This is a genomic window from Microcoleus sp. B4-C2, assembly GCF_036705265.1.
Lineage (GTDB): Bacteria > Cyanobacteriota > Cyanobacteriia > Cyanobacteriales > Microcoleaceae > Microcoleus.
In genome coordinates, this window is sequence record NZ_JAUBUB010000024.1 from 42,245 (window position 1) to 64,457 (window position 22,213).

Annotated in this window: 25 protein-coding genes; 10 read left to right on the forward strand and 15 right to left on the reverse strand. The window is 44.7% G+C overall.

Going from position 1 to position 22,213, the window contains the following annotated elements; all coding sequences use genetic code 11:
- The first annotated feature begins 5 nt into the window (after positions 1-5).
- The gene (gene ureC / locus QUB20_RS10280; RefSeq protein WP_333249100.1) at positions 6-1,814 is read left to right on the forward strand and encodes an urease subunit alpha; all 1,809 of its coding nucleotides are present in this window, start codon (positions 6-8) and stop codon (positions 1,812-1,814) included.
- A 179-nt stretch (positions 1,815-1,993) separates the two neighbouring features.
- Here the strand turns inward: ureC and QUB20_RS10285 are convergent, their stop codons facing one another.
- The 8 genes from QUB20_RS10285 to QUB20_RS10320 form a co-directional block, all read right to left on the reverse strand.
- On the reverse strand, positions 1,994-2,623 hold the full coding sequence (locus tag QUB20_RS10285; protein ID WP_333249103.1) for a hypothetical protein: 630 nt from the start codon (positions 2,621-2,623) through the stop codon (positions 1,994-1,996).
- A 341-nt stretch (positions 2,624-2,964) separates the two neighbouring features.
- On the reverse strand, positions 2,965-3,297 hold the full coding sequence (gene crn3, locus QUB20_RS10290; protein ID WP_333083735.1) for a CRISPR-associated ring nuclease Crn3/Csx3: 333 nt from the start codon (positions 3,295-3,297) through the stop codon (positions 2,965-2,967).
- 170 nt (positions 3,298-3,467) lie between these two features.
- Positions 3,468-4,418, reverse strand: coding sequence for a DUF192 domain-containing protein (locus QUB20_RS10295; RefSeq protein WP_333249106.1), 951 nt, complete (start codon positions 4,416-4,418; stop codon positions 3,468-3,470).
- Between the two features lie 19 nt (positions 4,419-4,437).
- Positions 4,438-6,291, reverse strand: a complete 1,854-nt coding sequence (locus QUB20_RS10300) for an NAD+ synthase (protein ID WP_333249109.1) — start codon at positions 6,289-6,291, stop codon at positions 4,438-4,440.
- A gap of 87 nt (positions 6,292-6,378) precedes the next feature.
- Positions 6,379-6,672 (reverse strand): isochorismate lyase, encoded by a 294-nt coding sequence (locus QUB20_RS10305; protein WP_333056332.1) that lies wholly within the window; start codon positions 6,670-6,672, stop codon positions 6,379-6,381.
- 70 nt (positions 6,673-6,742) lie between these two features.
- A complete protein-coding gene (locus tag QUB20_RS10310; RefSeq protein ID WP_333241154.1) occupies positions 6,743-7,492 on the reverse strand; it encodes an NrtR DNA-binding winged helix domain-containing protein in 750 nt (249 codons plus the stop codon).
- Positions 7,453-8,052: a nicotinate-nucleotide adenylyltransferase gene (locus QUB20_RS10315; protein ID WP_333056330.1), complete on the reverse strand. Its 600-nt coding sequence runs from the start codon at positions 8,050-8,052 to the stop codon at positions 7,453-7,455. Before QUB20_RS10315 ends, QUB20_RS10310 begins: the two co-directional genes overlap by 40 nt.
- 76 nt (positions 8,053-8,128) lie before the next feature.
- The gene (locus tag QUB20_RS10320) at positions 8,129-9,553 is read right to left on the reverse strand and encodes a nicotinate phosphoribosyltransferase (RefSeq protein WP_333249112.1); all 1,425 of its coding nucleotides are present in this window, start codon (positions 9,551-9,553) and stop codon (positions 8,129-8,131) included.
- Positions 9,554-10,053: 500 nt separating this feature from the next.
- On the opposite strand from QUB20_RS10320, the gene QUB20_RS10325 reads away from it, so the two are divergent.
- Together QUB20_RS10325 and QUB20_RS10330 are read left to right on the forward strand one after the other, a co-directional pair.
- The gene (locus tag QUB20_RS10325; protein ID WP_333143642.1) at positions 10,054-10,203 is read left to right on the forward strand and encodes an isochorismate synthase; all 150 of its coding nucleotides are present in this window, start codon (positions 10,054-10,056) and stop codon (positions 10,201-10,203) included.
- Between the two features lie 39 nt (positions 10,204-10,242).
- Positions 10,243-11,175: an SPFH domain-containing protein gene (locus QUB20_RS10330; protein ID WP_445299390.1), complete on the forward strand. Its 933-nt coding sequence runs from the start codon at positions 10,243-10,245 to the stop codon at positions 11,173-11,175.
- 90 nt (positions 11,176-11,265) lie between these two features.
- Here QUB20_RS10330 and QUB20_RS10335 read toward each other — a convergent pair whose 3' ends face one another.
- Positions 11,266-11,631: a DUF5615 family PIN-like protein gene (locus QUB20_RS10335; protein ID WP_333249118.1), complete on the reverse strand. Its 366-nt coding sequence runs from the start codon at positions 11,629-11,631 to the stop codon at positions 11,266-11,268.
- Positions 11,628-11,927, reverse strand: coding sequence for a DUF433 domain-containing protein (locus tag QUB20_RS10340; RefSeq protein WP_333249121.1), 300 nt, complete (start codon positions 11,925-11,927; stop codon positions 11,628-11,630). Before QUB20_RS10340 ends, QUB20_RS10335 begins: the two co-directional genes overlap by 4 nt.
- 120 nt (positions 11,928-12,047) lie before the next feature.
- Here QUB20_RS10340 and QUB20_RS10345 point away from each other — a divergent pair, with 120 nt between their 5' ends.
- Both QUB20_RS10345 and QUB20_RS10350 read left to right on the forward strand, forming a co-directional pair.
- On the forward strand, positions 12,048-12,266 hold the full coding sequence (locus QUB20_RS10345; RefSeq protein ID WP_190734845.1) for a hypothetical protein: 219 nt from the start codon (positions 12,048-12,050) through the stop codon (positions 12,264-12,266).
- A gap of 2 nt (positions 12,267-12,268) precedes the next feature.
- Positions 12,269-12,604 (forward strand): type II toxin-antitoxin system PemK/MazF family toxin, encoded by a 336-nt coding sequence (locus QUB20_RS10350; RefSeq protein ID WP_333249123.1) that lies wholly within the window; start codon positions 12,269-12,271, stop codon positions 12,602-12,604.
- Between the two features lie 101 nt (positions 12,605-12,705).
- Here the strand turns inward: QUB20_RS10350 and QUB20_RS10355 are convergent, their stop codons facing one another.
- The 5 genes from QUB20_RS10355 to QUB20_RS10375 all read right to left on the reverse strand — a co-directional run bounded on the left by QUB20_RS10355 (position 12,706) and on the right by QUB20_RS10375 (position 15,578).
- A complete protein-coding gene (locus QUB20_RS10355) occupies positions 12,706-12,915 on the reverse strand; it encodes a type II toxin-antitoxin system HicB family antitoxin (RefSeq protein WP_333249126.1) in 210 nt (69 codons plus the stop codon).
- Positions 12,916-12,930: 15 nt separating this feature from the next.
- On the reverse strand, positions 12,931-13,200 hold the full coding sequence (locus QUB20_RS10360) for a type II toxin-antitoxin system Phd/YefM family antitoxin (RefSeq protein ID WP_333249128.1): 270 nt from the start codon (positions 13,198-13,200) through the stop codon (positions 12,931-12,933).
- A gap of 3 nt (positions 13,201-13,203) precedes the next feature.
- Positions 13,204-13,512: a type II toxin-antitoxin system RelE/ParE family toxin gene (locus QUB20_RS10365; protein WP_333249130.1), complete on the reverse strand. Its 309-nt coding sequence runs from the start codon at positions 13,510-13,512 to the stop codon at positions 13,204-13,206.
- Between the two features lie 106 nt (positions 13,513-13,618).
- Complete coding sequence (locus QUB20_RS10370) at positions 13,619-14,953, reverse strand: serine/threonine-protein kinase (protein WP_333249132.1); 1,335 nt, start codon at positions 14,951-14,953, stop codon at positions 13,619-13,621.
- Between the two features lie 436 nt (positions 14,954-15,389).
- The gene (locus QUB20_RS10375; protein ID WP_333249135.1) at positions 15,390-15,578 is read right to left on the reverse strand and encodes a transcriptional regulator; all 189 of its coding nucleotides are present in this window, start codon (positions 15,576-15,578) and stop codon (positions 15,390-15,392) included.
- A gap of 200 nt (positions 15,579-15,778) precedes the next feature.
- Here QUB20_RS10375 and QUB20_RS10380 point away from each other — a divergent pair, with 200 nt between their 5' ends.
- The 5 genes from QUB20_RS10380 to QUB20_RS10400 all read left to right on the forward strand — a co-directional run bounded on the left by QUB20_RS10380 (position 15,779) and on the right by QUB20_RS10400 (position 22,133).
- Positions 15,779-16,063 (forward strand): DUF2470 domain-containing protein, encoded by a 285-nt coding sequence (locus tag QUB20_RS10380; RefSeq protein WP_333211405.1) that lies wholly within the window; start codon positions 15,779-15,781, stop codon positions 16,061-16,063.
- Between the two features lie 189 nt (positions 16,064-16,252).
- Complete coding sequence (locus QUB20_RS10385) at positions 16,253-17,890, forward strand: AAA family ATPase (protein WP_333249138.1); 1,638 nt, start codon at positions 16,253-16,255, stop codon at positions 17,888-17,890.
- 340 nt (positions 17,891-18,230) lie between these two features.
- A complete protein-coding gene (locus QUB20_RS10390) occupies positions 18,231-19,331 on the forward strand; it encodes a DUF3616 domain-containing protein (protein ID WP_333249141.1) in 1,101 nt (366 codons plus the stop codon).
- A 504-nt stretch (positions 19,332-19,835) separates the two neighbouring features.
- On the forward strand, positions 19,836-20,927 hold the full coding sequence (locus tag QUB20_RS10395; RefSeq protein ID WP_333249145.1) for a glycosyltransferase family 2 protein: 1,092 nt from the start codon (positions 19,836-19,838) through the stop codon (positions 20,925-20,927).
- Between the two features lie 438 nt (positions 20,928-21,365).
- Positions 21,366-22,133 carry a DUF1350 family protein gene (locus QUB20_RS10400; RefSeq protein WP_333249147.1) on the forward strand — a complete coding sequence of 256 codons (768 nt, stop codon included), beginning with the start codon at positions 21,366-21,368 and terminating at the stop codon, positions 22,131-22,133.
- Positions 22,134-22,213 lie beyond the last annotated feature (80 nt).

The following is a 22,213-nucleotide window of genomic DNA, read 5'->3' on the forward strand; positions in this document are numbered from 1 at the left end:
TTAATATGAGTTACAGAATGGATCGCCGCGCCTACGCGGAAACCTTCGGGCCGACTGTGGGCGATCGCGTCCGGTTAGCCGATACAGAATTATTCATAGAAGTTGAACAAGACTTCACAACCTACGGGGATGAAGTTAAATTTGGCGGTGGCAAAGTCATCCGAGATGGCATGGGACAATCGCCGATTTCTAATGCAGACGGCGCTGTTGACACGGTAATTACTAATGCTTTAATATTAGACTGGTGGGGAATTGTTAAAGCAGATGTAGGCATTAAAGACGGCAAAATTTACAAAATTGGTAAAGCCGGAAATCCTTATATTCAAGATAGGGTAGATATTATTATCGGGCCTGGTACTGAAGTAATTGCCGGTGAAGGAATGATTCTCACCGCTGGGGGAATTGACTCTCACATTCACTTTATTTGCCCGCAACAAATAGAAGTGGCGATCGCCTCTGGAATCACGACAATGATCGGCGGCGGCACTGGCCCTGCAACGGGTACAAACGCCACAACTTGCACTCCTGGGCCTTGGCATATGTACCGAATGCTGCAAGCAGCCGACGCTTTCCCCGTAAATCTAGGGTTTTTAGGTAAAGGAAATAGCAGTCAACCCCAAGGATTAATTGAACAAATCTTCGCCGGTGCAATGGGTTTGAAACTCCACGAAGATTGGGGAACTACACCAGCAACGATCGACACTTGTTTGAGTGTAGCTGACGAGTACGATGTGCAAGTTGCAATTCACACCGATACTCTCAATGAAGCGGGATTTGTCGAAGCCACAATTGCCGCATTTAAAAATCGCGCTATTCACACTTACCACACTGAAGGTGCTGGCGGCGGACACGCACCGGATATTATTAAAGTGTGCGGCCAAGCTAATGTTTTGCCCTCGTCAACTAACCCGACTCGCCCTTACACTGTCAATACTTTAGAAGAACATTTAGATATGTTGATGGTTTGCCACCATTTGGATCGAGGCATTCCTGAAGATGTGGCTTTTGCTGAGTCGAGAATTAGAAGGGAAACTATTGCTGCTGAGGATATTTTGCACGATTTAGGTGCGTTTAGTATGATTTCTTCTGACTCGCAGGCGATGGGAAGAGTGGGAGAGGTGATTATTCGGACTTGGCAAACGGCACATAAAATGAAAGTGCAGCGGGGGAATTTACCCCCCCTAACCCCCCCTTACCAAGGGGGGGAAACAAGAGGGATAACCCCCCCTTATCAAGGGGGGGAAACAAGAGGGATAACCCCCCCTTATCAAGGGGGGGAAACAGAGGGGATTAATGATAATTTTAGGGTGAAGCGGTATATTGCAAAATATACAATTAATCCGGCGATTACTCACGGAATTAGTCAGTATGTCGGTTCGGTGGAAGAGGGGAAATTGGCGGATTTGTGTTTGTGGCGGCCGGCTTTTTTTGGGGTGAAACCGGAACTGGTAATTAAAGGAGGGGCGATCGCCTACGGGCAGATGGGAGATGCTAACGCCAGCATTCCGACGCCGCAACCGGTGCACATGAGGCCGATGTTTGGCAGCTTTGGCGGTGCGATTGGGGCGACTTGTCTGACATTCGTTTCGCAGGCGGCGCGCGATCGAGGTATTGCCGCACAGCTAGGTTTGCAAAAGCCCACTGTAGCAGTTTCCGGCACACGACAAATTAGCAAAAGAGACATGAAACTCAACGATTATTTGCCACAAATGGAAGTCGATCCAGAAACTTATGAAGTCAGGGCGGATGGGGAATTGTTAACTTGCGAACCGGCAACTGTTTTGCCAATGGCCCAGCGGTACTTTTTGTTTTGATATAAGTTCGTAGCATAGTAGATATGTAGGTTGGGTTGAGGAACGAAACCCAACTCCAACGCTTCGTTAAAGCCAACCTACATATCTGGAGTTGGGTTTCACTTCGTTCAACCCAACCTACGTATATTATCAGCGATCGAGCGGGTCTGATATACTCCTGAAATAATTGGTGGTGAAATTCAATTTCCTCCGGCTTTGCCGCCACCTGCAACAAGCGATCGCACTATCAAACCCTGACACAAAAACCAAAAATAAAGTGCAATATTAATCCCGCTCAACAGTTTCGGTATTCCCTCCAGTAAGCTCGAAATGATCTCGTTTTTTAAAGGCAGCGCTTCTGCAAAAAAGGCAACAAATAACAAACCAACGCCACTCAGCAGTAAAGGATAGGGAGTCGAGCGAATTTGTCTCCGAAAAGCTAATCCATATGCAATTGCCAGCACCGCGTAAAATATGACAATTGTAACTTTCGGAAAACCCGCACGTCCCAGATGAACGTGGGTGCGAAAAACTTCATTGCACAGAAAGCAACCTGCAAACAGTGCCGAATATAAAATAAATCGATTTTCGGGGCGATCGGGTTGAATAATTCTCAGCAATCCAAAGGTAAAAGCGCACACCATTACCGATAAATAAAATAACATTTGAAACGCCAAGAAAAAGAAACCTGCACCCGGATACGTGGCAGAACAAGGCGGCAAAAATAACCCTTTTACTGAAGAACCGAATAAACTCAGACACGCCGTCACTAGCCCAACTAGCACTAAAGTTAGACTATTGAACAACAATACAGTTCTGTAATTTGCCATAATTAATAACTAAGAAATAACAACTAACAATAGTATATTGCCCGTCAAACTATTTTTTTGCCTTAGTGCGGATTCAGTAAGGTGCATGACAACACCAACTGCACGCTAAACAGCGCAGATGTTTTGTGAATTTATACGGATTGCTGTGCGTGCATCTGTGGCTAATAATCTTCTGAGGCAGCTATAGCAATGCTAAATGACTCGTAAATTTTTTACCCCACCCCAACCCTCCCCTTAGCAAGGGGAGGGAGTAAGAAATTCACAGTCGCTAAGGCAGGTAAGATTCCCCCACTACGGGAAGTTTTATTTTTATTTATTATCACCTAAAACTCAGGAGAGTCTTAATCGCTTGGTAAACTCAATTTTAATACCTGTCCAACAGATACCTCGTGCTTGTGCGTCGCTACTACCACCGCACCTTCTAATCGCGGATCGTAACATCCCACCCAAGCTGCAGGATGACATTCGTGTACTAAATACCCGTACAGCCAAATTGCTCCTCTACCTTCAATGACAATTCCTTGGCTCAATTGAACGTCTTGAGGAAGTTTCAAACCTTGTAAATCATCTGGTGTGATGATACCGTCTTGAGTTGTAATTCGCAAGCGCAAATGTTGGTAAGCTAAACCGTCTTGAGTTTGATGGGGGATTATTTTTAATTCAATAGGATTCATGGGATGCACAAATGTTTAATGCTGCGATAAAATCATATCATGTCCGGTAGTATGGGCGGGGGCGGGTTTATTATATTGTAGATTATGGGCAATTATTGTTTGTGAACCCGCCCCTACAAAATTTAATATCATACAAGTCCGAATCAAACAGACATGATATCATCTACCTTTTAGGGTAAATTGGGAATCCGATCGCCCACTTTCAATCCCAATTGGGCCGCCCTTCCGCCTCTGAGTTCGATCACTCCGTCAACGGGAACATCCGGGCCGTAGTTGGGGCAGGTTTCGCTCAAACACGGCGGTACGTTAGGAATTATCGCCTGCACGACGCCTTCCCGCAGAAAAACCATATCGAGCTCAATAAACACGTTTTTCATCCAGAAACGCACGTTTCGCGCGGGTTCGATGGGAAAAAGCATTCCCCTGTCATCCGGCAATTCTGTGCGAAACATTAAACCTGTGGCTTGTTCTTGGGGAGTTTGCGCCACTTCCAGTCCGATCCTCTGCGAGGGCTCCGCTAACGCGCGATCGGCTATAATCGTGTTAACAGAAATTGGCAAAAGTTGACCCATATCTAGTCCGCCAAACAGCGACATAAAGTTTGATTCAGTCAGATTAGAGTTTCCCAAAACAACTCCTAAATAATTACCAGAGTTTTTATCTTTCATAATAGTTTGGTTGTCAGAAACAGAAAGCTCTAAATCGCTAAACTTCATGCCTTCGGTCAAGACAATTTTATCATTGCCGTTGCCAAAATCTGTAATTATATCGGCTTCCGTAATAGTTGATGCGGCGGCGGTTCTTTCAATCACAAATAAATCATCGCCTGCCCCTCCTGTCAAGATATCCCTACCTTCGCCGCCTATTAGCAAATCGTTACCCCGATCGCCAAAAATCCCATCTTCACCTTGTCCTCCATAGATTGTATCGCTTCCCTGACCACCCGACAGCGTATCAGCGCCTTCATTTCCTGCTAGCAAGTCATTTTCCCGATCGCCAAAAATTCGGTCGTTTCCCCCCAAACCTTGAATAGTATCATTACCCGCAAATCCTCTTATCGTATCGTTGCTGAGAGTTCCCGCGAGAAAATCGAAGCCGAAAGTACCGTCGATGTTAACCATTTTGCGTTTAAGGATGGGTTTAATAGAAGGAAGATTTGGCGATCGGCATCCGCCAACCGGTACCAAAAGCTCGATCGCTAATTTTCAAACCTGGGGCTGCTTGCCGCCGCTTAAACTCCGCTTGCCTGACTAATTTTACTACACGTTTAACCACCGCTTCATCGTGTCCGGCAGCGATAATTTGTTGAACCGATTCGTGATGTTCGATCGACCGCTGCAAGATGTCATCCAAAACATCGTAATCCGGCAAAGAATCTTGGTCAACTTGCCCCGGTTTCAGTTCAGCACTAGGCGGTTTAGTAATAATATTAACCGGAATAATTTCCTTTCCCAGGGGCGGGTACGGGGGTGGGTAGGGAGAGGGCGGGCACGGGGGCACCGCCCCTACATATCCGCCAGAATTCAGCCACCTACAAAGCGAATAAACGCGAGTTTTCGGCACATCGGAAATCACCGCCAATCCCCCATTCATATCGCCGTAGAGGGTGCAGTAACCCACCGCCATTTCCGACTTATTGCCAGTCGAAAGTAGCAAATGTCCGAACTTATTAGAAATTGCCATCAACAGATTGCCTCGAATCCGCGATTGAATATTTTCCTCAGCAATGCCGAAAGTTGTGTTGACAAACAAATCGGCGAGAGTGCGATCGTAAGTTTTCATCAAATCGTCGATCGACAACATTTCGATCGCGATGCCCAGATTTCGGGCTAATTCCAAAGCATCATTAACCGAATGATCCGAACTATAAGGAGAAGGCATCAACACCCCTAGAACATTTTCGGGCCCGATCGCGCAACTGGCGATCGCAGCCACCAAAGCCGAATCTATCCCGCCACTCAAACCGAGTACAACCTTAGAAAAACCGCACTTGCGAACATAATCTCGCACTCCCAAAACCAAAGCCGCCCAAATTTCGGCATCTCCTTCTGCCGGATAAAAACTCAAATCAGTTGTGGAACGGGCAAGATGCCCGTTCCCGCCGCTGCCAACGCCACTGCCGATCGAACCTAGTTTTTGTCGTCCTTCACCTAATCCCAAATCAGTTGTGGAACGGGCATCTTGCCCGTTCCCGCTGGCAACTAAATCTTGTTTAGCTGCATCATATTCCAGCACCGCAAAATCCGTTTCAAAAGAAGCTAATACCTGAATTAAATCACCCTTTCGATTCACAGCAAAACTGCTGCCGTCAAAAATAATATCGTCATTTCCTCCTATTTGATTAGCATAAATAATCGGTATCCCGCAGCGGATGACGCTGTGCTGCAACATCGCCGATCGCACTCCCCGCTTCAGAGCAGAATAAGGCGATGCCGACAAATTCACCACTAAATCTACACCCAATTTTGCCAAATCGGAAACAGGATCGCCCGCGTAACTGCGTTTACCCCAAAACTCCTCATTGTTCCACAAATCTTCACAGATTGTCACGCCGATTTTGACTTCGCCAATAGAAAAGTAATTGCTGTTTTCTCCCGGTTCAAAATATCTATCTTCATCAAATACATCATAAGTAGGCAACAAGCGTTTATGAAAAACTTGTTTGACCACGCCATTTTGCAACAAAACAGCGCTATTAAACAAGGATTTTCCGCCTAGTTGAACAGCATTAGCATTAGGTAAGGCAGTGCCTGCTATGACTGCCAACTCCGGCGGCAAAGCTTGCGCTAGTTGCAGCAACTGTGCACCTGCATCTGCAATGAAACTCGGATTGATTAACAAATCGCGCGGCGGATAACCGATCAGGGAAAGTTCCGGTGTTAGCAATAAGTTTGCGCCCTCAACCTCAGCTTTTTTCGCAGCCTCCAGAATTAGGTTGGAGTTGCCAAAGATATCACCAATAGTAGGATTGAGTTGTGCGATCGCAATTTTCATATTACCAAATCACTTAATAAATATTGCTAACAGTCCGCCCGCGCGGACTTACTTTCCTATAGTCCTAGATTTGAATGTAGCGAAAGATTACTTTGATTTGTAATGTTTCAACTCTTCCTCAATATAATAATTTACCAAATCCCGGTAAATATTTTCAACCACATCAGGATTCAAACCCGATTGTTGAGCCCACTCGCGCCGCTGCTGTAACATATCGTGAAAGCGATCGAACGATTTAACGCTAGCTTCACTCGTTTTGAACCTTGCTGCAGCGATGACGTATTGAAATCTCTTGCTCAAAGCCTCGATCACTTCTCGATCGATGATATCAATTTCCTCCCGAACTTCGTGAATATTAGCGCATTCATCTGGATCTTTCATAGTCCGTACTCCTTAATAGCTTCTATTCTCATGTTACTAAATTGCTCCCCGAATGTCATCCAATAAACAGCTAGATAAACACCAGAGGCTTATTTTTGAAAGGAGCAAAAGCGGTCGCATCAAAGCGGTACAAACTAGCAGGGCGGCCCGCCCCGCGCGAAACCTTAACACCGGTATCGCACAAAAAACCCAATTTCAACAATCGAGCTCTAAAATTAGAATAATCAGAAAAATTTTCCCCCAAAATAGTTGTATAAAGTTGATACAAATCGCTCAAAGTAAAAAGTTCCGGCAACACTTCAAAAGCTACCGGGCTGTATTCAAGTTTGTTACGCAGTCGCCGATATCCGTATTCGAGAATTTGATTGTGATCGAAGGCCAGCTTAGGAACTTGTTGCACGGGATACCAAGCAATGCCGCCGACGCGGTGGCCCACACCCGCGACTACACTCCCAGCAATTAACTCAGCTTCCTCAAAACGAACCAAAGCAAAATAACTCACCGAAAGATAGCGATCGCCCCTGGTAATTTCCCGAGGATCGCGCCCCGGTTCTCCGAAAGTATACAATTGCTCCAGATACAAATTTTTTACCCTAATTTTCTCAGACAAAATCCGGTAAGCCGCATTTTCAAGAGACTCTCCGTGTCGCACCAAAGTACCGGGAAGACTCCAAGAATCGATAAACGGTTCGTCTGGCCGCATTAGCAACAGCACCAACAAGCGGTTCTGCACGGTATCGACGGAAAAAATAACATTATCTACTCCTACTTTAAAGTCAGCTAATGAGCAACCCTCGCTCTTGTTTGTGCCTCGTGCCATGCGTACAAATGCTCCCTATGGATGTAATCTTCGATGGTGGGAGTCAGAGCTTCCCTGTCTCCTTTTTCCCGATAGGAAGTAGAAGAAACATTGGGAGCACTCAAAGATGCGATCGCCACCTCTGCACCCATGCGCCTCAACTGCCACAAATCTAATTGTTCTGATGGATAACCGGGTCGCGGTACTATCAGCAAGTCCACTTGTTTTAACAATTGTTCAAATTTGTACCAGCGAGACAGTTGCCCCACCAAGTCCGAACCTATTACCAGCGTCAAATCTGCATTCGGCCACAGCAATTTTGCTTGTTCCACAGTTTCCACAGTCCTCGGACTGCTGAGTTCTGGATGCAAGCAAAGATTGTGTCTGGGCGAATTAATTTCTTGAATCATTAACAGCAGCATTGCCGATCGGTGTTCTAGAGAAGTTTGGTGCGACTTAAAAGGATTGTCCGACGCCCAAACTGCTACCCAATCAAAATGTTGCGAAAGCCAACTCAGAATTGTTTTATGTCCCGCTGTTGGTGGATCGGCACTGGTTCCAAAAAGAGCAATCTTCTGCATAGGGAATCGGTAATTGTTGACTGTTGACTGTTGACTGTTGACTGTTGACTGTTGACTACTGACTACTGACTTCAATCTAAAATCTAAAATCTAAAATCGATTGACTCTTTTTCGTTTTTTCGGTGAGACTCTGCAAATCTGTAGAAATTTCCACTGACGGCGAAATCGGGTTGTCAAGTTGACGAGTTTCGGGTCTAAGACTGGCGACAGAAGCAGCAGTGCGTTTGGCGATATCCTCCAAACTTTCCTGGTTCTTGACTCGTTTTCCCTCCTTGAAAACCAACTCCATTAATGGTAAGTAAGAATCGCAATTGTGAATATTTTCTCCCGACAATCCTAAACAATCTCCGAGAATTTGCCCATTTTCAATATGTCTAAAAATTTGCTTTCTTCCTGGATATGTTACCTTGCCGCTTGCCTCTTTCATCACCGGAATTCCGTCAATTTCCACCAACTTATAAACACCGTTCACAGGGGAACCGCTGACTAACTTGGTTCCCAAACCGTAACCGTCAATGCAAGCACCGCTACTTTTTAATTTAGCAATTTCTCGATCGTCCAAATCGCCACTAGCAAAAATTGGAACCCCAGGCAGGATCGATCGAACTTCCCGCGACAGCACCGCCAAATCGCCCGAATCCAGCCGCACGCCTTCCAACTGCATTTCACCGCTGTTTACTCGATCGGCCAACATCCGCGCCGCCCCCACAGTATCATAAGTATCGATCAGCAGTGGCGCCCCCGGAAAATAGCGGTGAAAAGCTGCAAACGCCTGATTCTCGCTGCCTTCGAGGGCGGCAACAGCCATTACCAAAGCATGGGCGATCGTACCGACAGGTTTGCGGCCCAACTTCAAAGCAGCCAAAACATTAGAAGTTCCGTCGAATCCCGCAGCCAGAGCAGCCCTAGCCGCCCAAACAGCAGCTTGAGGCCCAAAAGCCCTGCGCGTCCCGAATTCCAGCAACTTAGCCTCCGGGCCCGCCACATCCCGCAGCCGCGCTGCCCGCGTCGCAATCAAAGTTTGATAATTTATGGCATTCAATAAATAAGTTTCCACTAACTGAGCCTGCCACAGAGGAGCCTCAATTCGCAGCAGAGGCTCGTTGGCAAAAACCGCCGTCCCCTCCGGCACCGCCCAAACATCGCCAGTAAAACGGGCTGTGGCGAGTAAAGTCCAAAATCGTTCCGGGGCGCCGGCAAAAATCCCAGTGGACTGCAAAGCCTCAATTTGCGACTGAGAAAACCGAAATTTCTCCAAATAATCGATAACTTGAGCCAAACCCATCGCGATCGCGTAGCCAAAACCTTCTGGCAGCCTGCGCGCGAACAACTCAAAACTCGCGGCCCGCCCGTCGAGCCCTTCCCCGACGTAACAAGCGGCCATCGTTAGCTGGTAGAGATCGGTCAAAAGGCTGTAATCTGCTGAAGAAACCGTTAGTTCCTGGTCTTCTAAGATTTCTTCAAAACCTGTGAGCTGCAGGCTTTCTGTGGTAGTTTTCATAAAAAAAACCCCGGACAAACTTCTTTTTCTTAATTATAGTGACAAACACCATATCTTTTTGTAAATATTTGATGAAGATTGCAGATATTTGTCGGATAAATTCGCTTATAATGCCCTTTGATAGCGGATCTCGGTTAATTTGTACATTAATATTATGGTAAATTCAATATAAATATTGAATTTAACAAACTCAGAATTAAGCACAAACACTCAAGCGTTCCGGGTTTTTTGCGAAAATATTTCGTTGCAGCCTTTGAATAGAGTTAGAAAACCCGGTTTCTGACCGTCGGGAGGGCGATCGCGAGTGCTGGAGTTGAGCGAGGAAATAATCTACCAGCAAAAGGTCGATCGTCCAAAAATGCGTAATTTCTTAAACCTTCAGCTTGCTTCGATGTTGCAGACCAATAAGTAATTCAAATAAATATTGCTAAACTCATCCACAGCCCCAAAATCAGAGTAATATTAAAAGTATCAGAACTCAGACAAGAGAGGCAGATTCTATGAATCTTTCTAAATCTTTGGCAAACGCGATGCGTTACGTTTCGGAAGCAGCGGTGCGGATTTTTAGCCCCAGTGATGACAACTATCCAAATAGTGGAGTTCAACCTTTTGAGGGTAAGCTCTCCAAAAGTTCTAAATCCAAAGAATGAACAGCCATTCCGGCAGTTTATAGCGAGTTCGGCACAGGCATTCCGTCTTTAACCGTGCGTTCTCAAGACGGTTTTGCCTTTGATTTAGAAGTAGCTCAGATTATTCACGTCGGCGCTTTGGATGCTCCAAAAGTCATCTCTCGCGTCGGCTCAATGCAGAATTTAGTTGACCATGTTTTGCAGCCGACAATTGGGAATTATTTCCGCAATTCGGCTCAAGCTTATTCTGTATTAGATTTTCTCTCGGCAAGAAGCGGCAGGCAAGCGGAAGCCGCCGAGTATATCAAAGCAGCTTTGCGTACCTACGACGTGCAGGCAATTGATACTTTAATCGGGGATATTTTGCCGCCTGCAGAGTTGATGCAAACTCAAACAGATCGCAAAATTGCTGAGGAACAGTGCAAGACTTATGAGGTGCAGCAATTAGCACAAACTCAGCGGCAACAATTGGTGCGGGAAACGGCGCTAGCTGAGATTCAACAAGAGATGGTAAAATCCGAACAAGGCGTGAAGATTTCTGAGTTGAAAGCGAATTCTCAGGTGAAACAAGCTCAAGGCGAAGCAGAGTCGATTCGGGTGAAGGGAAATGCTCAAGCTGAAGCTTATCGCGCGGGTGTTGTAGCTTTGGGAGGTTCGGGTTATACGGCTTTGCAGTTAATGCAAATTATAGGCGATCGTAACGTGCGAGTTGTGCCGGATGTTGCGGTAACAGGCAACGGTAGTGGTGGTGGTTTGGTTGATGGTTTGCTGGGAATGATGATGTGGAATCAAACGGGCAAAAATGGAGAAAATGGAGGAGAATTACCTGTAGTTAAGTTACAGAAATCGGAACCTGCCGCCAAGTTATCGGTAGCCCAGGTGAATTCTGTTAAGCCGTCGGCATCTCGCGCTAATTCCCCTGTTGCGAATTCTGAGGCTGATATTAATTCGCTGTTTGATGAGTTGCCGTTTGACGATCGATCTTTTAGTTAGGCTGTGCAGTTTGTAGTCACAAACCAGAATACTCACAACCCCGACTTCTTGGAGAAGTCGGGATTCTAATTATCTCGATCGATAATATCTTTACTCTTCACTCCAAGCACTGATAAACTCTATTTGATTTTGCATTTCTGCCGCTGATTTGGCAGAAATTAGACTCAAAAGGCGACGCATTTGTTCTCCCACTGAATAATTTTGCTGTCCTAAAATAATTCCTGCATGAGAATCTCCTCTTTCTAGCCAATTGGTATGGATTCTATAAAAATCCCTAATGTTGAAACTATAAATTACCCTTTGATTAGTAAAAGCCCAAATTAATTGCTCTTCATCGCTGCGAGATAACATCCCTGTTTCGGAAACTGTAATGACATCTACACCACGACTTTGTAAAGCTTGCAATAGTTTTTTACTTCGTGAATCTTCATCTAAGTAAAGACGAATTTGGCTCATGCTTTCTTCTGCATTTTTAGCCGATTTAATGCTGCCAAACGTTCATATTCAGCTTGTTCAGCCGCTAAATCTGCTTCTATTTCTGCTCGATTTGCGTGATAATAAGTCAGTGCAGCATAAACCTGCGCTAAGGTGAGATGATCCAGATCCGCTGCTATTTCCTCAGCACTATTACCTTGTTTGTATAAGACTACGATTCGCTGCACCGATGTGGCAGTACCTGCAATAATAGGGATGCCACCGCGAAGGTGCGGATCGCGGATAATTAAAGTGCCAATATCAGTTAAAGTTGGCATAGGTGAATATGGGGTTATAAATTAGAACTTAATTATAGCATAATTTTATTAAATTTTTGAGCTATAATCAAATCAACCTGTCCTAAGTGTTCCACAAGATAAGAAGCAAGAGGATTTGCTATGTTAACTACTGTTCGAGAAGTTTACGATCGCGTTCTGTCTACCCTTTCACCAAAGGATAGACTGCGCTTGGCAACTCTTATTCTCAACGATTTGGTGCAGCAAAATCTGTCGGTTGTCGATGAAAGCGAGACTTGGACTGAGGAAGATAAACTCGATGTGACGGCATTTTCTTTGCAGTACGCGGCAACCATTTTTTCTGAAAATGAGGAGATGTAATAGTGTCTTTTAATCCTGGTGATGTGGTGACAGTAGATTTTCCTGGTGTCACTGGCATTAAACGTCGTCCGGCTGTAATTCTATCATCAGTTACCTATAACACAACTCGCTCTGATGTCATAGCTGGACTCCTTACTACACAGACCACTGCTTTAGGTTTAACTGATTATATACTCCAAGATTGGGCCGCAGCAGGTTTACGAGTCGCTTCAGTTTTTCGCAGTTTTATTGTCACTCTACCCCCATCTTCCAACTTAGTTCTAATTGGTCATCTGTCGGAACGTGACTGCAAGGAGGTTCGTGCTTGCTTGAAATTAGCTCTTGCGGATTTGGAATGATATAGTTGTTACTGTTGGACTAAGAAACGTTCGATAACATCCTCTTTAGAGCAGATTATAATTGAATTTTGCCGACTTAATCTATGAAATATTTTGCCCTACTACCATGCTTCTACATACTCACAAAGAGTAGTTGGTTCGGGAATGGGTAAACCTTCTTCTCGCAACCCTTCTAAGTGAAATTCGATCGCTTCTTTAATTTGCTGCTGTACTTCTGCAAGGGTAGCACCTGTGGCTGCACATCCGGGTAAATCGGGCGGATATGCTGAATAGTTATTAGGTGTTTTTTCAATGACAATGGCATAACGCATGATTACGCCTCGATTTTAGAGTAGATTCTCTTTGAGAAGTTCAGCTTTGACATCCTCTAAACTAATGCCTTTTCCTTCTCGAAATTGCTGGCGAGACTTCCTGACTCTTTCTTTAAATAGGGGATGATTTTCTAAGTCATAATCAAAGGCATCATCTTCATCAGAAAAACCTCGCAATACGCCAATTGGTTTTCCTTCTTTCAAGATGATGATGTCTTCTACTTCTGCAAGTTCGAGGTATTTTGAGACATTTGTTTGTAAGTCAGTCAAAGTAACAGTTTTCATTATCTATTCCTCCGTTGGTTCTGTAGTTTTTCCTTCACGTAACAGCCATTCAGCGGCTTGTGATTTAGGAACAATTGCGATAATTTCTACAATATTCTCCCGAACGTCATAGAAAATACGAATTTCATCTACCCGCAGCCGATATTGCGGTTTATCCATCTCCCGCAAACGTTTAATTCTGCTTTTACTTTCTTGGGTAGGGTTGTGTATCAGATGGATTTCAATAGCATCGATTACTTTACTGCGATCGATAGGTCTGAGAAGTTTTAGGTCTGCTAAAGATTCAGTTGTAAATTCTATTTCATAGGGCATATCTAAGCTATATATATTTTGATAGGATTTGCATTAATGTTCGCTAACTCACCATAAATTTCGTATAAAAAGGTTCTATAAACAAATTAACAAAGAGCTGAAATCCCTATAGATTACATATTATAGCTTTATTAGCCCAATCAGAAATATCATACCATGCTTCCACGCACCCTTCCCAACAACCCACCAATTCCAATCCACCTACGCTCACAGGAAGGTGGCCCCTCGGTGCTTGGTGATTATTAAAGGTTAGGTCTTCATAATCTAACCACTTGCGCCCTTTTCGCCAACCAACGCGCTCGGCCAGCTTGCGTTCAGCCTCATCATCATAATCATATTTTCCACCGACTTCTAACCAGATTTTTTTCTGGACGCTAAAGCCAAAGCGACCATGACTATACTTTACCCACAACTGGTCGATCATGTGTAAATCATCGCAAGGAAAATTTTTGATGGATTCCGTATCTAACCAACCGTCTACCTCCCGTTTAGCGGCTTTCAGCATGACACAGTTTGTTTCCTGATCCGCCTCTTTCCACTTCCCCGCCGCCAATAAATCCCGCAGGCGAGTATAGTCAACACCCCGCGCTGATTTAAGCTGTACCGAAACACTCGCAACCGTTTGCGGAATCGGTTCCCGGAGATAACTCAACCAATCTTTCATCGACTGCGATCGCTGTTGTGGTTCGGATGCCATCCCTTTTTCTATTGCTAAACTCACCCAATCCTTCACCCCAAAATCTTTCGCAGGTGGCAATGCTTCGTTTCTAAACTGCCGATTGAGGGAAGCTGTTGGCGGTTTTCCCGTTACTGTATAATATAAAGATGCAGCTAAAGCATAAATATCAACTGTTGGTTTACCACTACCTTCGATATGCTGTTCCCAAGGAGCAAAAGCAGGGTTATGAGGATGTCTGCTACTAATAACAGTTGGCATTAATTCACTTGCCAGACCAAAATCAATTAATACTGCTTGCCCGTTGGGACGCAACATAATATTACCTGGATGGGCATCTCGATGGACTATTCCGGCTTGGTGAACATCACTTAATGCTTCTCCAATTTGGCGGATAATTGCCACTGCTTCTGTATCCGGGAGTCGCCCCCGTTGCCGTACTGTATCAAATAAACTTTGACCGACGATTAAATCCATTACCAAACAGTGAAGGCCTTTTTCCTCAAACAAATCGCTAATGCGGACAATTCCAGGATGTGCGTTTTGGCAAAATTTTGCTAAGATTTGCCCTTCGCGGATAAATCTGCGAACAAAGTTGGCGTATTCCGGGTCATTTTGCAAACTTAGATTCGGTGTTTTGAGGACAATTTGATAGTTAAGTTGCAAGTGTGTGGCCTTGTAAGTCATGCCAAATCCCCCCATTCCCAGGATGGTGTCAATGCGGAAAGGGCGAGTTTTGAGGATTTGTCCGGGTGTCCACAGCATGGCAGGTTGTTTAAATTCTATTTAGTTGCTAATTATGATAAACTGTCTCGCCTTTAAGAAACAATGAAAAGGAAGCATTCTCAGGATTTAGGCACTCCGATTCAAGAAACCGGGTTTTTAGAGAATCTCTCGGTGACAATGCGTGTTATCGTAAAAACCGGGTTTCTGGACTAAAGTCCTTACTACAAACAAAAATATGTTTCTCAATTCAAGTAGTTGTTTTAACTGGATGCACTGGAAAGAAAACAGCCGGCGAGACACTGAAAAACTCTGCAAGTTTTTGTATGTGTTCAGTTGTAAGTTTACGCTTTTCATGGAGGATATCTGAGACAATTGACTCGGTTTTAAAAATAGGAACTAGGTCTTTTTGTCTCAGGTCAAATTCTTCGATTAAAGCTTTTAACAGTTCTATCCCATAAATGTCAGGTATGGGTTCTCAAGTTTTCTCGTATTCATAAACGAGAGTTCCAAGTACGTTTAGATAGTCGCGTTCGTCGGGAGTCAGTTCGCCTTTATCCAACAAAGAGTCGATCGCTTCTTGAGTTGCCATTAACTCCTCCTCAGCACTTATGGGTCGCGGCGGAAATGTTTTGAGTAGTTCGATATAAGCGCTAGATTTTTTCATGTGATTATGCACTATTAAGAAAGTAATGTTTTATCATTATAGTTGAAAGATGGCATTTTTAAAACCGCAGATTAACGCCGATTTACGCGGATAGAATTTAGTTATTTATCCCTCATAACTCTTGAGGCAATTGATCGCGGTTGAAAACTTTGTACCGATCGCAGTACAATCGATCGATATTGCATCTGAGGAATCTCCCCATGTCAGAACAGTTTTCCACTGAGATTAGCGATCGCATCTGCACTCACATGAACGAAGACCACGCTAGTGCTGTAGTGCTGTACGCTCAAGCATTTGGCGGCAAACCGGAGGCGACAGAAGCTCAAATGCTCGCTATTGATGCCAACGGCATGGATTTAACCGCTAAAGTCAACGACGAAACAGTGCCCGTCAGAGTAAATTTCGATCGCACTTTAACCGATGCCGAAGATGCTCACCATACTCTGATTGAAATGGTGAAACAAGCTCGAAAAGCTGCTAAGTAGCCAACTGCTCACGATTCTGTTATAATTTTAACGTTCGCAGTACGGACTTTAGTCCGGCTAAATAGTTGTTAAGGACTAAAGTCCTTACTACTAACCTTTAGTTCGGTTAAATCCTTTTTAAGGACTAAAGTCCTAACTGCAAACAAAATATTTAATAAGGTTGAATATATATTTAAGATATCCAATAAAATGACAGAAAATTACCCAAACCCCAAAGAATTAGATGTCGTCAATGGCAGTAAAAATAACCATTTCGAGGCACTGGTAAAACGACTAGATTTGATGATTCGCGCCCGCTATTCGCTGCTGTACATTGTCGGCGCGGAGGAAGAACCAGTCGAAGCCGTAATTGCCCAAGTAGCGCTGCAAGTAACTCCCGCGCGCCGGGTGTTGTTCTGGGATCTTGTGCGGGGCTGGGAGGATAACGGTTCTGGGAAAGGTTCGGTAATGGCGGCGCTCGATCGCGTCAGCAAAACTGCTGTTGAAGAATATACCATATTTGTACTGCGGGATTTGCACCCAATTTTGAAATATCCATACACCGAAAAAAATGCGGCGGTAGTGCGGGAATTGCGGAATTTAACGCGGGAATTGAAGCGCAGCAAAAAAACTATAGTTCTTACTTCTCACACCCTGGAATTGCCGGAGGAATTGAAAGAAGAAGTCACAGTAATTGATTTTCCTTTGCCCAACGTGCAAGAAATCGACAGTTTAATTTCCCACGTTGTGGAAAAGCCGCAACAGTTGCAAGTTAGCGGTTTAGCAAGGGAACAGTTGGTTAAAGCTTGTCAGGGTTTGAGTCGCGCTAGAATCGGGCGGGTTTTGGCTAAAGCTTTGGCCGCCAAACAGCAAATTAACGAGTCAGATATTGACGGAGTTTTGGAGGAGAAACAGCAAGCAATTCGCCAAACGGGAATTTTGGAGTTTTTTAACTCCAGAGAATCCCTAAAAAGTGTGGGCGGCTTGGAGAATTTGAAACAGTGGGTAAAGATGCGGCAAGATGCTTTTACTGATGAAGCGCGTCGCTACGGCATACCGAATCCGAAAGGAGTTTTGTTAGTAGGAATTCAAGGAACGGGCAAATCTTTATCTGCGAAAACTATTGCTTGCGAATGGCGTTTGCCACTGTTGCGATTGGATACTGGGAGATTGTTTGGCGGCGTGGTCGGGGAAAGCGAAAGTCGCGTCAGGCAAATGATACAATTAGCAGAGGCGATCGCACCTTGCGTTTTGTGGATCGATGAAATAGATAAAGCCTTCGGCAACATTATCAGCGGCAGCGACGGCGATTCGGGAACTTCGCGCCGGGTATTCGGCAGTTTGATTACTTGGATGCAGGAAAAAACCAGTCCGGTGTTTATTGTCGCCACTGCAAATAACGTCAGGATTTTGCCGGCAGAGTTGCTGAGAAAGGGCAGGTTTGATGAAATTTTCTTTTTAAATTTGCCCTCAGAATCGGAAAGGCAAGATATTTTTAAAGTGCATTTGCAGCGACTGCGGCCAACTAGATTGCGCGAGTTTGATTTGGGAGTTTTGGCGAAACGCGCTGAGAATTTTAGCGGTGCAGAAATTGAACAAGTCGTAATAGATGGGTTGTATCGGGCTTTTGGAACGTTTGTAAACGGACAGCGCCGGGATTTGATGACGGAGGATATTTTGAGGTCGATCGAGGATACAGTACCTTTAGCTGCGATCGCGCGATCGCAAATTGAAGATTTGAAGCGCTGGGCGGCGGAAGCGGGCGCGAGAACAGCATCTAACGATACTCATTTAATTGATGAATTGAAACGCTACAGCCAGCGGCGAAGGGACGCGATCGACAATTAACTTAATTTCTAGGGTGTCTCAGTTCATATCTAATTTATTCTCGGAAAATTTATAGCCACCGCCTTGGCGGTTACGACGATATCGATTGCTGAAACCCTTGCTCTGATTACCTCTGCCTCCTGCTTCCTGCCTCAAGCCTTCTGCCTTCTGCCTCCTGCTATACATCTGACGCACCTTCCTAATCCCATGGTGCGTCAGTTGATGCCTGATTAATTCTCCCAAATATCTCCCGTTATGACACACCCTACTACTATAGCTATTACACCTGTGGCAAGATATCAATTTTAAGCATATTTAGCTATAATGACTGACCATAACAATAGTTTTAGTGCTAATAATTATGCCAGAATCTTTTTTGCTCGGTCGGCTGCTGCTGCAATTCACCAACGAAGCCGCGGATATCATTACAGACTTATCCGCTGTTGCTTTAACTCCAGACGGCCATTTGTGGCTGGGTTCCGATGAAACGACTTCGATCGAGCGTTTGTCGCCTGTCGCCCCTCATATTTTTGGAGAACATCAAAAATTTGCGATCGCAGATTTTATAGATTTATCTGGAGAATCTGAAATCGATATTGAAGGAATTGATTTCAGCAACGATTATCTTTGGCTAGTCGGTTCTCACAGCACCAAACGCAAGAAAGCTAAAGGCAAAGACCCCGGTAAAGACATTGAAAGATTAGCAGAAATCGTCACAGAAGTCAACCGCTATTTACTGGCGCGCATTCCTATGAAAGACGGGATTTTGTGCGAGTCAATTCCCGATTCAGACAATCCCGAAATTCAGCAGACAGTGGGATGCCTGCAGCGGACAGAAACAGGCAATTTGCTGACAGACGCGCTCAAAGATGACACCCACCTCGGTCTATATTTATCTGTGCCGATTCCGAGTAAAGAAAATGGCTTTGATATTGAAGGGTTGGCGGTGCGCGGAAATCGGATTTTTCTTGGTTTGCGGGGGCCGGTGCTGCGGGGTTGGGCGATAATTTTAGAGATAGAAGTTGAAGAGGCTGAACCGGGAGTTTTAAGGCTTAAGGCTATTGGGGAAGGAGAGAAATTGTACAAGAAACATTTTGTTGATTTGAACGGTTTGGGGGTGCGAGAATTGTGCTGGAATGGAGAAGATTTGATGGTTTTAGCCGGGCCGACGATGACTTTATCTGGGGCGATGAGGGTTTTTCGGTTAAAGGGAATTTTAGGGCGATCGGGCGACAGTATTACGGGGCAAGATGGGGGAGATTTGGAGGTATTGTTTGACTTGCCTTTTAAGGTGGGTACGGACAATGCTGAGGGATTGAGCCTGTTTCCCTATTTGGGAGGGCAGAATTCGCTGTTAGTGGTTTACGATTCGCCGGATGCGGGAAGAATGGTGGAGGAAAATGCTATTTTTGCTGATGTTTTTAAATTAGGTTCGTATAGCGATTCTCAAGGAATTGTGTAAGTGTTGTAGGGCCAAAACTCGCGCCCGGTTGCCCCGATCCTTGGGGGTAGGCATTCTTGGCACTACCCCTACATATTTGTACAACTGATTTAAGATTGCTGTAGTAAAGTTTCACACTCCTAAATTCCCGGTTTTGGCGGTCGAAAAAATATGATTAGCTATTAACAGAAATCGAACTGAGTCAGAAACAAATTTTTGTGTAGCTGCATACTTCTCAAACCAATAATTTTGGGTGATTCCGGGTTTTTCTGGGTAAGTCCTATTTAACAAAAAAAAAAGATGCGATCGAATTTAGGACAACTCCAGTCCCCAGAAAAATCCCTCAATCCCTCGCACCCGTCGCCTTTGTGTCAAAAAAATTGGCCGCCAAATCATAGTCTGCACTCCGCCTGCTAAGGGCTGTTGCCTCCTTATGGTAGATAACACTGACGTGGTAAACCTGTTATATTGGCAGTATGTAGGCAAGTTTCCTGACTACAGGTACTTGCACGTAAAGGAGTCAGAGTGTCTGCTTCGAGACTATACTTCGGCGAACAACTACCAAACCACACCTTAATGCAAGTTATGAACAGCCAAAAAGTCAGCGTCATCATTCCTGCATTCAATGCTGCCGACACTCTGGCCGAGACAATTGCCTCCGTACTCAATGGTACCCACAAGAATCTAGAAATTTTAATTGTTGATGACTGCTCTACTGACGCTACTGACAAAGTTGCTGCTAAGCTGGTAGAGCAAGATTCGAGAATTCAATACTTCAGAAATCCCGAAAATTACGGGGTTTCTAAGTCGAGAAATTTAATGATGTATCGCGCCACAGGCGAGTATGTAGCGTTTATCGACAGCGACGATACTTGGGAACCCAATAAGTTAGAAGTTTGTTTGAATATGCTCGCAGACAATCCAGAAGTCAAAGCTGTCGCTCACGCTTTGCGGTATTTAGACAAGCGTGGCAACAAGTTGAGTTATATTCCCACCTATCCTACAACTAAAGCAGAAATGCAGGCGATTAAGGAGACAGGCGAAAGTCCTTGGGTTTTCCCGTCTTCTGTTGTAGTCGATCGCTCTATTCTACTCCAAGAAGGCGGGTTTCCAGAAGATTGGGAGGTAGGAGAAGATACAGAATTATTTACTAAAGTTGCTCAAAAGTATGGCTTGCTAGCGGCGACAGAACCTTTGGGAAATTATCGAATTAGAGGGAACTCTCTCACAGATAAGCACTGGCTCAAAAAGCGCATAGCTTCTGATTGTGTCAAGGAAAACCAACTGCGGCGCTTGCGGGGAGAAAAAGAGTTATCACTCCACGAGTACGAAGAGTTATGTTTTAAGAATTTGCCGCTTTTGCAAAGGCTTAACAAATTTCGAGAAGTTTTGGCACTGCACTACATGAGAAAGCTGGGACAAAGTTGGTTAAATCGGGAGGTTTTGCCGACTATTGTTTACGGCATCGCTACCACAGCGCTCAATCCTCAAGCTACTGTCAACAAGTGGAAATGGATGAAGACTCACGAAAAGTTGAGTCATCAAACGGCAGAAGGTATTGGTCATTCGCCAGAATTAAACCCCCAGCGATCGTCTGAAATCGGGGGGCTGTCCTAAAGGATGTTATAGTTGTATAGCCGAATCGAAGCCGATCGCCCAGGGGCTGATTAATACGCGATATTGGGGGTTTGGAGCCGTATTTGACTGTTAATATCCTGTCGGGTGAATTACCCGCGATACCAGCTACAGCGCCTTGCAGCCGTGCGATAGGACACGATATACAAATCTTTGAAAGCCGCGGATGTCAGCCTTGATTTATTCGGTTACTAGCTTCAACCCTATACAGCTTGCAAATAGCAGCGATCGCCAGCCGTGCTATTTACCCCCACAACAGTTAGAATAAATAATGTATAAGTAAAAAAGAAAGTTTTTGGAATTTAAAAATGGGTAGCAAACCCCTTTTTGATGCAGAAAATAAAAGCAAAAATTTATCCAACATTCTGCCTTTTACCTTCAGAGAACGATCGCCTTTTTATTTATTATTAGATTGAATTTATGGACTGGCAAGAAATTTCAGGCAATTGGGTATTAATTCCTTCAAGACCGATCGCGATCGTGCATTTTCTCGGCGGTGCATTTGTGGCGACAGCACCGCAAGTGACCTATCGCTGGCTGTTAGAGGCTTTGGGGAATCAAGGATATGTTGTAGTCGCAACGCCGTTTGTCAATACTTTGGATCATATTGCGATCGCCCGCGATGTCCTCAACAAATTTGAAAATGCCCTCGATCGCCTGCGCGCCACTAAATTGCTCAAATCTTCCTATCTCCCCATTTACGGTATGGGACACAGCATGGGATGCAAACTGCACTTGCTGATCGGTTCTGTATTTGACATAGAAAGGGCAGGCAATATTCTGATTTCTTTCAACAATTATGCGGCATCCGAAGCAATCCCGATCGTGGAGCAAATTTCCCCCGTCTTTAACGTCGAGTTTACCCCGTCCCCACAAGAGACTAATCGCCTCGTCCAAGATAGCTATCAAATCCGGCGCAATCTTTTAGTCAAATTTAACGGCGACAACATCGACCAAACCCTGCTGTTGACCAAACTGCTAAAAGCACGATTTCCCGACATGATTACAGTTCAGACTCTAGCCGGCAACCATCAAACGCCGTTGGGGCAAGATGTTAGCTGGCCTGTGGGTCAAATTTTTACGCCCTTCGACGCGATCGGGCAGTGGGTCAAACAAGAAGTGTATCGAGAATTAAATGAATTAAAACGGACAATTCTGCTGTGGCTTAATCCTCTGTCCCGCGTTTAAAAGCTTCTAAGGATCGCGAATTAAATAACTTACAATTTTAATTGTTATTGTGGGATGGGCGTCCCGCCCGTCCAAAAAGG